The 14,255-nt window shown below is 65.8% G+C and carries 15 protein-coding genes; 7 read left to right on the forward strand and 8 right to left on the reverse strand.

What is annotated here, in order from left to right; genetic code table 11:
- Positions 1–67 precede the first annotated feature (67 nt).
- On the forward strand, positions 68–1,360 hold the full coding sequence (locus tag ACZ9H4_RS18400; protein ID WP_476120137.1) for an MFS transporter: 1,293 nt from the start codon (positions 68–70) through the stop codon (positions 1,358–1,360).
- A gap of 132 nt (positions 1,361–1,492) precedes the next feature.
- On the forward strand, positions 1,493–2,326 hold the full coding sequence (locus ACZ9H4_RS18405) for a GntR family transcriptional regulator (protein WP_476120139.1): 834 nt from the start codon (positions 1,493–1,495) through the stop codon (positions 2,324–2,326).
- A gap of 83 nt (positions 2,327–2,409) precedes the next feature.
- Here ACZ9H4_RS18405 and ACZ9H4_RS18410 read toward each other — a convergent pair whose 3' ends face one another.
- The 7 genes from ACZ9H4_RS18410 to phnG all read right to left on the reverse strand — a co-directional run bounded on the left by ACZ9H4_RS18410 (position 2,410) and on the right by phnG (position 8,415).
- Positions 2,410–3,543: an alpha-D-ribose 1-methylphosphonate 5-triphosphate diphosphatase gene (locus ACZ9H4_RS18410; RefSeq protein WP_476120141.1), complete on the reverse strand. Its 1,134-nt coding sequence runs from the start codon at positions 3,541–3,543 to the stop codon at positions 2,410–2,412.
- 110 nt (positions 3,544–3,653) lie between these two features.
- Positions 3,654–4,430 (reverse strand): phosphonate C-P lyase system protein PhnL, encoded by a 777-nt coding sequence (gene phnL / locus ACZ9H4_RS18415; RefSeq protein WP_476120143.1) that lies wholly within the window; start codon positions 4,428–4,430, stop codon positions 3,654–3,656.
- An 8-nt stretch (positions 4,431–4,438) separates the two neighbouring features.
- Positions 4,439–5,215, reverse strand: coding sequence for a phosphonate C-P lyase system protein PhnK (phnK, locus tag ACZ9H4_RS18420; protein WP_408324093.1), 777 nt, complete (start codon positions 5,213–5,215; stop codon positions 4,439–4,441).
- Positions 5,212–6,135 carry an alpha-D-ribose 1-methylphosphonate 5-phosphate C-P-lyase PhnJ gene (locus tag ACZ9H4_RS18425; protein ID WP_408324091.1) on the reverse strand — a complete coding sequence of 308 codons (924 nt, stop codon included), beginning with the start codon at positions 6,133–6,135 and terminating at the stop codon, positions 5,212–5,214. The genes phnK and ACZ9H4_RS18425 overlap by 4 nt, the downstream gene beginning before the upstream one ends.
- The gene (locus ACZ9H4_RS18430; RefSeq protein ID WP_476120146.1) at positions 6,132–7,307 is read right to left on the reverse strand and encodes a carbon-phosphorus lyase complex subunit; all 1,176 of its coding nucleotides are present in this window, start codon (positions 7,305–7,307) and stop codon (positions 6,132–6,134) included. Before ACZ9H4_RS18430 ends, ACZ9H4_RS18425 begins: the two co-directional genes overlap by 4 nt.
- Complete coding sequence (phnH, locus tag ACZ9H4_RS18435; RefSeq protein WP_408324119.1) at positions 7,307–7,918, reverse strand: phosphonate C-P lyase system protein PhnH; 612 nt, start codon at positions 7,916–7,918, stop codon at positions 7,307–7,309. The genes ACZ9H4_RS18430 and phnH overlap by 1 nt, the downstream gene beginning before the upstream one ends.
- Positions 7,918–8,415, reverse strand: coding sequence for a phosphonate C-P lyase system protein PhnG (gene phnG / locus ACZ9H4_RS18440; RefSeq protein WP_476120148.1), 498 nt, complete (start codon positions 8,413–8,415; stop codon positions 7,918–7,920). Before phnG ends, phnH begins: the two co-directional genes overlap by 1 nt.
- A gap of 179 nt (positions 8,416–8,594) precedes the next feature.
- Between phnG and phnF the strand changes: the two genes are divergently transcribed.
- From phnF to phnN, 3 genes are read left to right on the forward strand one after another with little or no spacing between them, the layout of a single operon-like run.
- Positions 8,595–9,353 carry a phosphonate metabolism transcriptional regulator PhnF gene (phnF, locus tag ACZ9H4_RS18445; protein ID WP_408142808.1) on the forward strand — a complete coding sequence of 253 codons (759 nt, stop codon included), beginning with the start codon at positions 8,595–8,597 and terminating at the stop codon, positions 9,351–9,353.
- On the forward strand, positions 9,350–10,072 hold the full coding sequence (locus ACZ9H4_RS18450; RefSeq protein ID WP_408324086.1) for a DUF1045 domain-containing protein: 723 nt from the start codon (positions 9,350–9,352) through the stop codon (positions 10,070–10,072). Before phnF ends, ACZ9H4_RS18450 begins: the two co-directional genes overlap by 4 nt.
- Positions 10,073–10,074: 2 nt before the next feature.
- On the forward strand, positions 10,075–10,629 hold the full coding sequence (phnN, locus tag ACZ9H4_RS18455) for a phosphonate metabolism protein/1,5-bisphosphokinase (PRPP-forming) PhnN (RefSeq protein ID WP_476120151.1): 555 nt from the start codon (positions 10,075–10,077) through the stop codon (positions 10,627–10,629).
- A gap of 6 nt (positions 10,630–10,635) precedes the next feature.
- Here the strand turns inward: phnN and ACZ9H4_RS18460 are convergent, their stop codons facing one another.
- Positions 10,636–11,544 (reverse strand): LysR family transcriptional regulator, encoded by a 909-nt coding sequence (locus tag ACZ9H4_RS18460; protein ID WP_408142804.1) that lies wholly within the window; start codon positions 11,542–11,544, stop codon positions 10,636–10,638.
- A 133-nt stretch (positions 11,545–11,677) separates the two neighbouring features.
- Between ACZ9H4_RS18460 and ACZ9H4_RS18465 the strand changes: the two genes are divergently transcribed.
- Both ACZ9H4_RS18465 and ACZ9H4_RS18470 read left to right on the forward strand, forming a co-directional pair.
- On the forward strand, positions 11,678–12,868 hold the full coding sequence (locus ACZ9H4_RS18465) for a M20 aminoacylase family protein (RefSeq protein ID WP_476120153.1): 1,191 nt from the start codon (positions 11,678–11,680) through the stop codon (positions 12,866–12,868).
- A 48-nt stretch (positions 12,869–12,916) separates the two neighbouring features.
- Positions 12,917–14,227, forward strand: a complete 1,311-nt coding sequence (locus ACZ9H4_RS18470; RefSeq protein ID WP_476120155.1) for an MFS transporter — start codon at positions 12,917–12,919, stop codon at positions 14,225–14,227.
- Positions 14,228–14,255 lie beyond the last annotated feature (28 nt).

The following is a 14,255-nucleotide window of genomic DNA, read 5'->3' on the forward strand; positions in this document are numbered from 1 at the left end:
CGACAGCTTTGCATGGGACGTGAGTAAGCGCCAAAGCGCTAACTCACGTCGACATTGGAGACACCTGATGATCAAGAGTCAACGCTGGTTTGTCGTCGCGCTGCTGTTCCTGGCGGGCGTGATCAACTATCTGGATCGCGCGGCGCTGTCGATCACCGCGCCGCTGATCCAGAAAGACCTGAACTTCTCGCATGCGCAAATGGGCATGGTGTTCAGCAGCTTTTTTATCGGCTATGCGCTATTCAACTTTGTCGGCGGCGTGCTGTCGGACAAGGTTGGCGCGAAGCGCGTGTTCGGCACCGCGATGGGCGTGTGGTCGGTGTTCTGCGGCGCGACCGCGCTGGCGAGCGGCATCGGCTCGCTGATCGTGCTGCGCGTGTTGTTCGGCATGGGTGAGGGCCCGTTCAGTTCGTCCAACAGCAAGATGGTCAACAACTGGTTTCCGCGCAAGGAAGTGGCGAGCGCGATCGGCGTCATCAGTTCGGGCACGCCGCTCGGCGGTGCGCTGGCCGGGCCGGTGGTCGGCTTCATGGCGGTGCAGTTCGGCTGGCGCTGGGCCTTCGTCGCGATCATGCTGTTCGGGCTTGCATGGCTCGTGTTGTGGTCGATCACGACGACCGAACATCCGCACGAGAATGCGCGCGTCACGCCTCACGAACTGGACCTGATCCGCGCGGGCCAGGCGGACGAGCATGCAATCTCGCATTCGGCCGATGGCGGCAAGCTCGGCCTCGGCCACTTCCTGCGCAAGCCGATCATTCTCGCGACCGCCTTCGCGTTCTTCTCATACAACTACGTGCTGTTTTTCTTCCTGTCGTGGTTTCCGACCTATCTGACCGAGGCGCATCACCTGAGCCTGCGCGACATGAGTTTCGCGACGGTGATTCCATGGCTGCTCGGCAGCGTCGGGCTCGCGGCCGGCGGCTTCATCTCCGACCTGATCCTGCGGCTGACCGGCAAACCGCTGCTGTCGCGCAAGATCGTGCTCGGCACCTGTCTCGGCGCGGCGGCGGTGTGTGTCGCATTGGCCGGCCGTGTGGCCAGCACACAGGGCGCGGTCGCGCTGATGTCGGTGTCGATCTTCTTCCTGTACGTGACGGGCGCAGTGTATTGGGCGGTGATTCAGGATACCGTGCCGCGCGAACACGTCGGCGGCGTGGGCGGCTTCGTGCATCTGCTGGCGAATCTGGCCGGGGTCATCGGGCCGGCGGTGACCGGCTTTATCGTCGAGGCGACGCATGGTGCCTACGGCAGCGCCTTCGTGCTGGCCGGCGCGGTCGCTGTGCTCGGCGCGGTGTGCTCGCTGGTGTGGATTCGCGAGCCGCGGGAGAGCACATTGGCGATGAAACGTGCATGGTAGTATGGTGCGGTATGGTGTCACGCCTGGCGAGGCTTGCCTGCCGTCGCGCGCGTACCTCGCGGGTGTCTCGCGGGTGCCTGACACCCGTGCTCTTTCCGCGATCGATTCGCCGTTATCCGTTTGCTCTGCCCGATGCCGACCAAGAACCTCCTCACCAACGAATCGTCTCTCTCCGCCGATACGGCGCTCGTCGCGCGCCGCACGCGGCGCCGCGCGAGCGCGCAAGCCGGGACACCTGCTCAACTGCCCGATCTGACCGCGAACGTTTCGTTCGATTCGCACGAGCCGATCGGCAAGCAGATTTTCCGCGCCTTGCGCGAGGCGATTTTCGTCGGACAGATGGTGCCGGGCACACCGCTCTCGGAGAAGGAAGTGTCCGACATGTTTCAGGTGTCGCGGCAGCCCGTGCGGGAGGCGTTCATCAAACTGGTCGAAGCCGGCGTATTGCAGGTGTTGCCGCAGCGCGGCACGTTCGTGAAGCGGATTTCGCCGCGCCAGGTACGCGAAGGGCGCTTCATTCGCGAAGCGATCGAAACCGCGGTGGTGCGCAAGGCGGCGGTGTCGATCACCGACGAGCAATTGCAGGCGCTCGCGGATAATCTGCGCGAACAGAAGCTGGCGGCGAAGTCGAACGATACTGCCGCGTTTCTTGCGCTCGACGAGGCGTTTCATTACGCGATTGCCCAGGCGATCGACTGCACGGCTGCGTGGGAAACGATTCAGGACATCAAGGCGCAAATGGACCGGGTACGCTATCTGAGCCTGCCCGATGTGTCGCCGCTCGATCTGCTGATCAAACAGCACGCCAGGATTCTGGCCGGCTTGCGCGCACACGACCCGAGCGCCGCCGAAGACGCGATGCGCAGCCATCTGCGTGAGATTCTGATGTCGCTCGGCCCGATCGCCGAACGTAACCCCGCGTGGTTCGAAGCGGACGAGCCGGAGCGCGTGCCGTTGTCGAGGTGAGGCTCGACGCGACGCAAGCGCGCATCCGGTATGTGGCGCTTGCGGGCGGCTAGCGTTGCGCCGCGTGCTTTCCATTCACCCCATCAAACGATCCGAGTCCCGCTGCGATAAGTCGCGCGCGGCACCGGCAGCGTGTCGAGCATCGTCACGCGCACGAAGTCCGCGCGCAAACCCGTTTCGATCGCGCCGCGATCGTGCAGACCGGCGGTGCGGGCCGGTTCGGCGGAGACCGTCGCCATTGCGCGCGGCAGCGTCCAGCCGGCTTTGTCGACGAGGTCGAACACTGCGGTCAGCAGGCTCGACGGCACGTAATCTGACGAAAGGATGTCGAGAAGGTTCGCCTTCGCGAGTTCGAGCGCCGACACGTTGCCCGAATGCGAGCCGCCGCGCACGATATTCGGCGCGCCCATGATGGTCGAGATGCCGTGCGCGCGTGCGGCTTCGGCGGCAATGCGGGTGGTCGGGAATTCGGCGAGCACGATGCCTTCGGCCTTTGCCTGTTCGACGTGCTCGATCAGCGTGTCGTCGTGGCTCGCCACCGGAATGCCGAGCCGCTGGCAACGCGCGACGATCTCGCGGCGGTGCGCATCGGCATAACGTTCCTGTTCGACCGACAGTTCGGCCAGCGCGGCCGCGACATGTTCGTCGCTCAGCTTGCCGTCGCGCTCCTGGAAGCGGCGCCATTGCTCGCGATCGTGCCATTGACGCTGACCGGGCGTGTGATCCATCACCGACGCGAGCCGCAACAGCGGATGCGTGCACAGCGAATCGAACACCTCGACCACGTCGGCGGTGGCGATCTCGCAGCGCAGATGCAGAAAGTGCTCGGCGCGCAGCAGTTTGCGCGCTGAAAAGCGCAGCAGGGAATCGGCGCATTGCGTTTGCACATCGCGGCCACGCAGCCCGACGTTCGAGCGCGAGCCGATCGCGAGCGCGTCGAACACGGTGGTGATGCCCGCGGCCGCCACCTGCGCGTCGTGGATCACGAACGCGGCGTCGGTATTCCATTGCACGCCAGGACGCGGCGCGAGGTGTTTCTCGAGATTGTCCGTATGCAACTCGATCAGACCGGGCAGCAGATAATCGCCGTCCCAGTCTTCAGCTTCGCGCGCCGCGGTCGTGCCGCGTGCGATCTCGCGGATCACGCCGTCCTCGACGCGCACCACGCCGGTGAATGCTTCGTGTCGCGTCACGATGCGAGCGTTCCTGATCAACATCGACTTGCTCCGTTCTTATCGAGCCTGGGTGTTGTTGCCATATGGGGGTAGTCTCTCATCGCCGTTCGCCGGTCCATTCTAGTGCCGTTTCGCGGCGGTCGATCAATCGTTCAGTGACGCCGTGGCGGCTGCAAGGCGAGCCGGCGCGTTGCGACCTTGCTGCGCGTCTCTTCGTCATGAAAGATACCGACGATCGCCGCACCGCGCTCGCGCGCTTCGACAATCAGCCCGGCGACCACGTCGCGGTTCTCCGCGTCGAGCGAGGCGGTGGGTTCGTCGAGCAGCAGCAGCGGATACCCGGCGATCAATCCTCGCGCGATGTTCACACGCTGCTGCTCGCCGCCGGAGAAGGTGGCGGGCGCGAGCGTCCACAGCCGCTGCGGCACGTTGAGCCTTGCGAGCAGCGCGGCGGCGCGCGCGCGGGCTTCGTCTTCGGCCACGCCGCGCGAGAGCAGCGGTTCGGCGACCAGCGTGAGCGTCGGCACGCGCGGGATGACGCGCAGAAACTGGCTCACGTAGCCGACCACATCGCGGCGCAGGCGCAGCACGTCGCGCGGTTCGGCACCGGTGATCGACACGGGTTGGCCATGATCCGCTGTGTCGCGTATCTCGATCGACCCCGTGCTGGCGAGATAGTTGCCGTACAGACAGCGCAGCAGCGTGCTCTTGCCCGCGCCCGACGGCCCGACCAGCACCACGCATTCGCCGCGTTCGACTTCCAGCGAAACGTCCGCGAGCGCGTCGATCCGCACGCCGCCCTGGCCATGCAGCGTGAAGGTCTTGCCGACGCCGGCCGCGCGCAGCATCAATGCCGTGTTGCAGGAAAACGCACGCCCGGCCGCGCCTGCTTCATGAACTGTGCGACTGCCTGCTTCAATGGATTGCATCGTGAGCCTCAAACCGGCAGAACCGAGGAAACCAGCGTTTGCGTATAGGGATGCTGCGGATCGTCGAGCACCTGATCGGTCAGACCCGACTCGACGACTTCGCCCCCCTGCATGACCATCAGCCGATGCGCGAGCAAACGCGCGACGCCGATATCGTGCGTGACGATCAGCACCGACAGGTGCAGCGTGGACGTCAGCGTGCGCAGCAGATCGAGCAGACGCGCCTGCACCGACACGTCGAGCCCGGCGGTGGGTTCGTCCATGAAGACGAGCCGCGGACCGGTCACGAGATTGCGCGCAATCTGCAGGCGCTGCTGCATGCCGCCGGAAAACGCGCTGGGAAATTCGTCGATGCGCGAAGCGTCGAGTTCGACGCGTTCCATCCACTGCGTGGCCGCGTGACGGATCTCGCCATAGTGGCGCGCACCGACCGCCATCAACGGCTCGCCGATATTCGCGCCGGCGGAGACGCCGCTGCGCAGTCCGTCACGCGGATTCTGCTGCACGAAGCCCCACTCGGTGCGCATCAGCAGGCGCCGGCGCGGCTCGGACAGCGCGAGCAGATCGAGCCGCTCGCCCTGCGTGGCGGTGTAGTGGAGCGAGCCGCTGTCGGCCGTGGTTTTCAGCGCGAGCGTATTGAGCAGCGTGGTCTTGCCCGAGCCCGATTCGCCGACGATGCACAGCACTTCGCCCGGATACAGATCGAAGCTGACGTTCCTGCAACCGTTGCGGCCGCCGTATTGCCTGGTCAAATGGCGAGCGCTCAATAGCGGCTGTGGCGTCATGCGGATTCTCCGTCGCGTGCGTTGGGCTGCGCCGGAGCCTGGTCCGCATCGCCACGGCGTTCGTGGCAGTAGTCGCTATCGGAGCAGACGAACATGCGTTTGCCCGCGTCGTCGACGATCATTTCATCGAGGAAGCTCTCGGTCGATCCGCACAGCGCACACGCGTGCTGCCACTTCTGCACGTCGAACGGATGATCGTCGAAGTCGAGACTGCGTACGGATGTGTAGGGCGGAATCGCGTGAATGCGCCGTTCGCGGCCGGCGCCGAACAGTTGCAGCGCGGGGTTCATGTGCATCTTCGGGTTGTCGAACTTCGGGATCGGCGACGGCGAACTCAGATAGCGGTGGTTGACGATCACCGGATAGTCGTACGTGGTGGCGATGCTGCCGTGATGGACGATGTCCTCGTAGAGCTTCACGCTGATCAGACCGTAGTCGGCGAGCGCATGCAGCTTCCTGCATTCGGCGACGCGCGGTTCCAGCCGATATAACGGCTCGGGCATCGGCACCTGGTACACCAGAATCTGCCTGTCCGTCAGCGGCGTTTCGGGAATCCGGTGACGTGTCTGGATGATCGTCGCTTCGGCGGTGCGGCGCGTGGTCGCGACGCCCGTGGTGCGCGCGAAGAAACGGCGGATGTTGACCGCGTTGGTGGTTTCGTCGGAGCCCTGATCGATGACCTTCAGCGTGTCCTGCTTACCGATGATCGCCGCGGTGACCTGAATTCCGCCGGTGCCCCAGCCGAACGGCAACGGCATTTCCCGCGACGCGAACGGCACCTGGCAGCCCGGCACCGCCACGGCCTTGAGCAACGCGCGGCGCAGCATGCGCTTGGTCTGCTCGTCGAGGTAGGCGAAGTTGTAGCCGTGCGCGGCGCTGTCGTACGAGGCGGGGGTTGGAGATGCGCCGGGCGCGTTCATGCTGCCTGCTCCGCTTGATCGCTGCATTGTTGCTCGCTTTGATTCCGCGTCTGCGCACCATGCTGTGCCCGCAAGCGTCGTACGAGTTCGAGTTCGGACTGAAAGTCGACGTAGTGGGGCAGCTTCAAATGCTGAACGAAGCCCGACGCTTCGACGTTATCGCTGTGCGACAGCATGAATTCGATGTCCTGGGTCGGCGACGCGACCGCTTCGCCGAGTTCCTCGGCGCGCAACGCGCGATCGACCAGCGCCATCGCCATTGCCTTGCGCTCCGAGTGGCCGAACGCGAGACCGTAGCCCTGCGTGAAGGTGGGCGGCACGGTGCCACTGCCGGCGAAATGGTTGATCATCTGGCATTCGGTGATGTCGATGTCGCCGATGTCGACCGCTTCGCCCAGCTCGTCGAGTTCCATCTCGACGGCAATCGTGCCGAAGCGGATCTCGCCCGCGAACGGATGCGAGTGCGCGTAGCCGCGTTGCGTCGCGTAACCCATCGCGAGCAGAAAGCCTTCGTCGCCGCGCGCCAGATTCTGCAGGCGCGTCGCGCGGCTGGCGGGAAAGGCGAGCGGTTCGCGCGAAAGATCGCCGGGGGGCGGCGCGCTCGGCGTGGGGCGTTCCTGTTCGATCAGGCCTTCGTTGTCGAGCAAGGTGACGACGCGCGGCATGGCGTTTGTTGCCGCCGCCGCGCTTGCGAGCGACTCGCCATATGCTTCGGCTGTGCCGTTGTCATTGCGTGCGCTTGTGCCCGCTTCTTCGGCCTCGCCTTCGGCAAGCAACGCGAAATCGAGCAGACGCTGAGTGTAATCGTAAGTCGCGCCGAGCAACTGACCACCGGGAACGTCCTTGAAGGTCGCCGAAATGCGGCGCTCGACCTGCATCGCTTCGGTGTCGATCGGCTGCGTGTAGCCGAAACGCGGCAGCGTGGTGCGATACGCGCGCAGCAGGAAGATCGCTTCGACCAGATCGCCGGCTGCTTGCTTGATCGCCAGCGCGGCGAGTTCCTCGTCGAACACCGAGCCTTCGGTCATCACGCGCGCGACGGCGAGGCGCAATTGCTCGCGAATCTGCGCGACGCCGAGTTCGGCGAGTCGCGTATCGCCGCGGCGCGCCTGATCGAGCAGACGCCACGACGCTTCGATTGCGCGCTCGCCACCTTTGACGGCAACGTACATCAGTTCACCTTCGCTTGAGTTGTGCGCGGCAAGCCGATCAGGCGAGTGCCGCTGACGAGATAGCAGTCGATACCGCACGGAAACAGCGGCGCCAGCGCGGCGCGCTCGCGCCAGAAGTGCTCCGGCAGACCGACCGGTGCAATCGTTTCGGTATCCAGAATGCCAGGTCCGCTGAGGACGACCGAAATGCCGCCTGTGAGTGCTTCGACGCGAATCAGCAGCGTCACCGCCTGCTCGGGCGATTCCGCGGTGCCGAGCATAAAGCGCTCGAGCGGTGGCAATGCACTTGCATCATGAACATACGCGAACGCGGCGGCGCCGGGTTCGCCGACAAGCGGCGCGCCGGTGTGAAAACGCAGCGCCGAGCCGAGCGCGGCGTCCGGCTGCGCGAGCCACACGGGCGTCGCGTAGTCGCATAGCGAGAGCAGCGCGGCGAACGCGGCGAGTTCAGCACGCGTGGCCCGCACGTCGGGCAGCACGTTGCCGACCTCGCCGATCGTGCCCGGCCGCGACAATGCATCGAGCAGCGTGCGGAACACCGCCTGCGTATCGTGGACGGGGTCCGCGAAGCCCGGCGTCAATGTGGACAAGGCAATCTGCGCGTTTTCCATCATTCGCCCCGCACCATCGTGAAAAACTCGACGCGCGTGGCCGCGGCGTTGCGTTGCCGTTCGGCGCGGCGCGCGGCCTGTTGCGCGGCAAACGGTTCGACCAGTTGCCGATGCAATGCCGCGTGAAGCTCGGGCATTTGCAGCAGCGCGTCTGCGAGCGCGGCGAGTTCCGCGCGGCGGCGGTCACGGCCCAGGTGACATGCGACGCCGACTGTCGCGAGTGCATCATCCGGTACGCGCAGGCGCAAGGTTGCGCGCGTCACGGTGGCTTCGCCGAGATTGAACGGATCGCCGCTGCCGCCGACGCGCCCGCGCACCATCGCAAGCCCGATTTCGGGCGGCCGCAGCCAGTCGTAAGCGGGAGTGGGCAGGCCGTGCAGCGCGCGCTCCATGGCGGCTTCGAGATCGGCGCGCGGCGTGCGGGCCAGCACGGCCATCCATGCGCGCCGCTCGGACGACGCAGGAGCAGGAGCAGGCGGCGCGGAAGTAGCGCTCATCGGATTTCCTGTTGAGCAAGCAAATGGACATTTGACCATCTATTCATCTAAACGTCTAGACGTTTAGAGGTACCTTGTCGCGCATCGGCATGTGTGCCACCGTTTCACATTTTCATCACGGCTTGCGCACTACAATGCACACCATGCCGAATATTTGACCCTGGGGGAATGACAGCACCATGACATCGAACGACAACGCGATGCCGGGCACGACGCTCGAACGCGGCGCGGGCGTTGCCGTGTGGCGGCAGATCGAGCAGATTCTGGCGGCCGAGATCGCGGCCAGCGGCTTCGGCGAAGAAGGGCGCTTACCGAGCGAGGGCGAGCTGGCCAAACGCTTCGATGTGAACCGGCACACCGTGCGCCGGGCGATGCTGGGGCTGGCCGCGTTGGGCCTCGTCAGCGTCGAGCAGGGGCGCGGCACCTTCGTGCAGCCCGGCGCGATCGATTATTCGATCGGCCGCCGCACGCGCTTCACTGAGAACTTGCGCCAGCAGCATCACGCGGCGGCGGGCACGATGTTGTCGGCGGCGCGTGTGAAGGCCGAGCCGGGTGTCGCGAAGGCGCTGAGTCTGCGGGCGGGCGCGGCGGTCTACCGGATCGAATCGCTGCACGAGTCCGACGGCGTGCCGCTCACGTTCGCGCGCAGCTGGTATCCGGCCACGCGGTTCGCGGGCCTGCCCGAGGTACTGGAGCGCACCGGCAGCGTCACGAAGTCGATGGCCGAGTTCGGCGTCGACGACTATCTGCGTAAGTGGAGCCGCATCGGCAGCGTGCTGCCCGAGCCCGAAGTGGCGCGGCGTTTGAACATCAACCGGCAGCAGCCGGTGCTGTGGGTCGAAAACGTCGATGTCGATCTGGAAGGCACGCCGGTCAAATACGGCTTCACGCATTTCGCGGCGGATCGCGTGCAGTTGCTGGTGGAGCACGACCTGTGAACGGCGCTGCGTGGAGCGCCGGCGCACGCTTTGCCGTGTATTACGCGCCATCGGGCGCGTCCGAGTGGTGGCGGGCGGGCTCGGTATGGCTCGGCCGCGATGCGCAAAGTGGCGAGCGCCACGTGCCGCCTCAACCGGAAGGCTTGACGCGCGCGCTGACGGAGTTGACCGAAGCGCCGCGCCGTTATGGCTGGCACGGCACGCTGGTCGCGCCATTTCATCTCGCGGCCGGCGTCACGCAGGACCACCTGCTGGCCGCGGCGCGTGCATGGGCGCTCACGCAGCACGCGTTCATGTTGCCGGTGGAAGCCGCGACGCTCGGCGATTTCGTCGCACTGCGTCCGGTGGATCAGCATGGCGAGGCCGCCATTCGCGCGCTGGCGAGTAGCGCGCTGCAAACGTTCCACCCGTTGCGTGCGCGGCCGTCCGCTGCCGACCTCGCGCGCCGGCTCGAAGCGCCGCTGAGCGAACGGCAGCGCGCGTTGTTAATCGATTGGGGGTATCCGTACGTGTTCGACGAATTCCGTTTTCACATGACGCTGTCCGGTTCGCTCGCCGACTTGCAGGAGCGCGCGGCGCTGGTTGCCTGGTGGCGGCAGCAAACGTCCGCGCTCGGGCCGTTGAGCGTCGATCAGGCCGCGCTCTTCGTCGAGCCGGCGCCCGGTGAGCCGTTCGTGCTGTGGCAGCGTTTGCCGTTCCGCACTGGCGAGGTGGCATGACCATGGCGGGGCGTTTGATCTATGTAATGGGGCCGTCCGGTGCGGGCAAGGACGCGTTGCTGGCGTTCGCGCGCCAACGTCTCGCGGGCGAGCCGATCCTGTTCGCGCACCGCTACATCACGCGGCCGAGCGGCAACGGCGAAGTGCATGTGGCGTTGAGCGTCGAAGAGTTCGCGGCGCGTTCGGTGCTCGGCCTGTTCGCGCTCGAATGGTCGAGTCACGCGCTGCGTTATGGCATCGGCATCGAACTCGATGCGTGGCTGGCGCGCGGTTGCACGGTGGTCGTCAACGGCTCGCGGCAGCATGTGCAGCACACACTGGCGCGCTATCCGCACGCGGAAATCGTGCACGTGGACGCCGCGCCGCATATTCTCGAAGCGCGTCTTGGCGCGCGGGCGCGTGAGTCCGCGGAGCAGGTCGCGGCGCGGCTCGCGCGGCGTGCGCCGTTCTCATTGCCCGCGGGCGTGCGTTGTACGACGATCGACAATTCGGGCCGCCTCGAAGACGCGGGGCACGCCTTGGTCGAGATTCTCATGGCGCGCGCCGGGGTTCACTGAAGCGGACTATTCACCGGCCGCCATCCGCTCCCGCGTCGCCTGCTGCAAACACAGGACGAACTGCTGAACCGCGGGCGTGGGCAGCAGATCGCGCCGCGAGATGATGCTGAGATCGTAGTTCGGCAGCGCGTCTTCGATCTGCGCGACGCGGATGCCGAGCGGCGCGACCATCTGCGCGAGCGGCCGCGTGAAGCAGCCGATCACGTCGGTTTGCGACACCAGCCCCAACGTCACCGCAAACGACGACGGCGCCCGCACCAGCCGTTTCGGCACCGGCAAGCCGTGCGCGTTGAACATCGCCATCATCACGCTGTGCGGAAAGTGATCGGCGCCGACCGTCGCGATCCACTCGGCGTCGAGCAGCTCGTGCAGACGTGTCACGTTCGCAAGCGGATGCCCGGCGCGCAGCGCGACCACGAACTGCGTCGAGTAGAGCGGCGCCTGCACCAGATCGCTGTCGAGCGCCTGCACGTGATGAAGCGCCGCGATGTCGAGCGCGCCATTGCGCAAACGCGCGAGCGCATCGGGAATCGTCACTTCCTCCAGATGCAGGTTCACCAGCGGCATCTTCCGGCGAAAGCTCGACACCGCATGTGGCAGCGCCGTGAGCGCAATCGACGGCATGGTCCCGACGCTGACCTTGCCGGCCAGTTCTCCTTTCACCTGTTCGACGGCTTCGACCGTGCGCCGCATGTCACCGAGCAACTGCTCGGCGCGCGGCAGCAGCGCGAGCCCGCATGCCGTCAACTCGATGCCGCGCACGCTGCGCACCATCAACTCCGCGTTCAGCGCGTTTTCGAGCTCGCGGATCGTATGCGTGACGGCCGGTTGCGTCACGCCGAGTTCGCGCGCGGCGGCGCGCAAGCTGCGGTGATGCGCGGCCGCGACGAATGCCTGCAACTGCTGCAGCTTCATGAGGGTAATCCTCTATATAAGACTTGTTAATCAGGGTGAAAAAAATAGCATCTTATTCGAACAAAACGGCGTGGCTATAGTGGCGAGCTGTTTGCCGCGTGTTTGCGCGGCATGATTTCACGGAGCCATCGAGATGAAAGAAGCCGCGCGTTTTACCGAAGTGTCCGATCTGGAGCCTGCTGCGCAGAGCCTGCGCGAGATTCGCCATCACATCCATCACCATCCGGAACTGGCCTACGAGGAGCTGCAAACCGGCGCGCTGGTCGCGGAGAAACTGGAGCAATGGGGCTGGCAGGTGACGCGCGGAGTTGGCAAGACCGGCGTGGTAGGCACGCTGAAGGTGGGCGACGGCCGCCGCAGCATCGGCATTCGCGCTGACATGGACGCGTTGCCGATCATCGAGCAAACCGGCCTGCCGTATGCGAGCGGCACGCACGGCAAGATGCACGCCTGCGGCCACGACGGCCACACGACGATGCTGCTCGGCGCCGCGCAGCATCTCGCGGCCACGCGCAACTTCTCGGGCACGGTGCATCTGTATTTTCAGCCGGCGGAAGAGAGCGGCATCGACAGCGGCGCGCTGAAGATGATCAACGACGGCCTGTTCGAGCGCTTCCCCTGCGACGCCGTGTTCGGCGTGCACAACCATCCGGGCGCGGAACCCGGCACGCTGCTGTTTCGCAAGGGGCCGTTCATGTCGGCGGGCGACAAGGCGATCATCACGATCGAAGGCGTTGGCGGGCATGCCGCGCGTCCGCATCTGACCGTCGATCCGGTCGTGGTCGCGGCGAGCATCGTGATGGCGTTGCAGACGATCGTCGCGCGCAACGTCGATCCGTCGCAGCCGGCGGTCGTGACGGTCGGCTCGATGCATGCGGGCACCGCCAACAACGTGATTTCGAGCAGCGCGAAACTGGAACTGAGCGTGCGTTCGTTCAGCCCCGAAGTACGCGCGCTTCTGAAGAAGCGCATTACCGAACTCGCCGAAACCCAGGCGGCGAGTTATGGCGGCAAGGCGGTGGTCGAGTACATCGAGGGCTATCCGGTGGTGGTTAATTCGGATGCCGAAACGGATTTCGCGGTGCAGGTCGCGCGTGAACTCGTCGGCGACGACAAGGTGGTCGCGAACACCGACATCCTGATGGGCAGCGAGGATTTCGCCTTCATGCTGCAAAAACGGCCGGGCACGTTCCTGCGGATCGGCAATGGCGTGGGCGAGGATGCGTGCATGGTGCACAACCCGCACTACGATTTCAACGATCGCAGTCTGCCGGTGGGCGCGGCGTTCTGGACGCGGCTGGTGGAGCGGTATCTGGGGCAGTGAGCCCTGACACTGCGGTACGGCCGGCATAACGACGAAAGAGACCACACGATGAACACCACCACCGACGCGAGGCGCACCCTCGACGCCGCAGGCACGAACCGGATCTCCAGCCGGGGCGCGGTCGCCGCCGCGGTGATCGGCAACTGGCTCGAATTCTTCGACTTCACCGTGTACGGCTTTTTCGCCGTGATCATCGGCAGGCTGTTTTTTCCGTCGATGGACCCGACCACTTCGTTGCTGCTGTCGGTGGCGACCTTCGCCGCGGGGTTCATCACGCGGCCGCTCGGCAGCGTTTTGCTCGGCGTGTACGCGGACCGCAAGGGGCGCAAGGCCGCGCTCAACCTGACCATCATGTTGATGGCGGCGAGCACCGGCTTGATCGCGCTCACGCCGACCTACGCCCGGATCGGTCTCGCCGCGCCGTTGCTGATCGTGTTCGCGCGTCTCGTGCAAGGCTTCTCGCAAGGCGGCGAGTTCGGCGCGGCCACCTCCACGCTGCTCGAACAGGGCGGCGGCAGGCGGCGCGGTTTTCGCGCCAGCTGGCAACTGGCGACGCAAGGCGGCGCGGCGCTGATGGGCGCGGGCATCGCGGCCGCGCTCTCGGCGGCGTTGTCGAAGGACGCGCTGGAAAGCTGGGGCTGGCGCGTGCCGTTTCTGCTCGGCGTGCTGATCGCGCCGGTCGGCATCTACCTGCGCCGCCGTCTCGCCGACGATGCGTCCAGCGCGCACGGCCACGGGATCGAGCGCGGCGTGCTGCACGAACTCTTCACCGCGCATCTGCGTCCGCTCGTGCTGATCACGCTGACGGTGATGGGCGGCACGGTCTCGACCTACATCCTCACGTTCTACATGCCGACCTACGCGATCCACACGCTCGGCCTGCCGATGTCGCTGTCGATGCTGGTCGGCGTCGCGTCGGGCCTCGTGATGCTGATCACGTGCCCGCTGTTCGGCCTCGTGTCCGACCGCATCGGCAGCCGCAAGCGGCCGATCCTGTTTGGCCGTGGCGTGCTGGTCGTACTGCTGTTTCCGGCCTTCATGCTGATGAACCGCTTTCCGCAGCTATCGGTTGTGATGTCGCTGACCGCGCTGATGCTGGTGTTCTATTCGATGGGCTCGGCGTCGGAATTCGCGCTGATGTGCGAGTCGTTTCCGCGGCGCGTGCGCGCCACCGGCATTTCGATCGCGTATGCGGTGAGCGTGTGCGTATTCGGCGGGACCGCGCAACTGGTCGCGACCTGGCTGATCCGGGCGACCGGCAGCAAGCTGGCGCCGGCCGGTTATGTGGCGGCGTGCGTGGTGGTGTCGCTGATTGCAGTCTCGATGCTCAGGGAGACCGCGAACGAATCGATCGATTGAGTGATCGTGGCGCCTTCAACCGCGCCTT

The sequence above is a fragment of the Paraburkholderia sp. TE9906 genome (assembly GCF_056279605.1).

What these genes read in the sequence shown, in the direction of transcription:
- ACZ9H4_RS18405 (WP_476120139.1), top strand. Translation starts at nt 1,493, where the DNA reads ATGCCGACCAAGAACCTCCTCACCAACGAATCGTCTCTCTCCGCCGAT.
- ACZ9H4_RS18410 (WP_476120141.1), bottom strand. Translation starts at nt 3,543, where the DNA reads ATGTTGATCAGGAACGCTCGCATCGTGACGCGACACGAAGCATTCACC.
- phnL (WP_476120143.1), bottom strand. Translation starts at nt 4,430, where the DNA reads ATGCAATCCATTGAAGCAGGCAGTCGCACAGTTCATGAAGCAGGCGCG.
- ACZ9H4_RS18430 (WP_476120146.1), bottom strand. Translation starts at nt 7,307, where the DNA reads ATGTACGTTGCCGTCAAAGGTGGCGAGCGCGCAATCGAAGCGTCGTGG.
- ACZ9H4_RS18400 (WP_476120137.1), top strand. Translation starts at nt 68, where the DNA reads ATGATCAAGAGTCAACGCTGGTTTGTCGTCGCGCTGCTGTTCCTGGCG.
- phnF (WP_408142808.1), top strand. Translation starts at nt 8,595, where the DNA reads ATGACATCGAACGACAACGCGATGCCGGGCACGACGCTCGAACGCGGC.
- ACZ9H4_RS18460 (WP_408142804.1), bottom strand. Translation starts at nt 11,544, where the DNA reads ATGAAGCTGCAGCAGTTGCAGGCATTCGTCGCGGCCGCGCATCACCGC.
- ACZ9H4_RS18425 (WP_408324091.1), bottom strand. Translation starts at nt 6,135, where the DNA reads ATGAACGCGCCCGGCGCATCTCCAACCCCCGCCTCGTACGACAGCGCC.
- phnH (WP_408324119.1), bottom strand. Translation starts at nt 7,918, where the DNA reads ATGGAAAACGCGCAGATTGCCTTGTCCACATTGACGCCGGGCTTCGCG.
- ACZ9H4_RS18465 (WP_476120153.1), top strand. Translation starts at nt 11,678, where the DNA reads ATGAAAGAAGCCGCGCGTTTTACCGAAGTGTCCGATCTGGAGCCTGCT.
- ACZ9H4_RS18470 (WP_476120155.1), top strand. Translation starts at nt 12,917, where the DNA reads ATGAACACCACCACCGACGCGAGGCGCACCCTCGACGCCGCAGGCACG.
- phnN (WP_476120151.1), top strand. Translation starts at nt 10,075, where the DNA reads ATGGCGGGGCGTTTGATCTATGTAATGGGGCCGTCCGGTGCGGGCAAG.
- phnG (WP_476120148.1), bottom strand. Translation starts at nt 8,415, where the DNA reads ATGAGCGCTACTTCCGCGCCGCCTGCTCCTGCTCCTGCGTCGTCCGAG.
- phnK (WP_408324093.1), bottom strand. Translation starts at nt 5,215, where the DNA reads ATGACGCCACAGCCGCTATTGAGCGCTCGCCATTTGACCAGGCAATAC.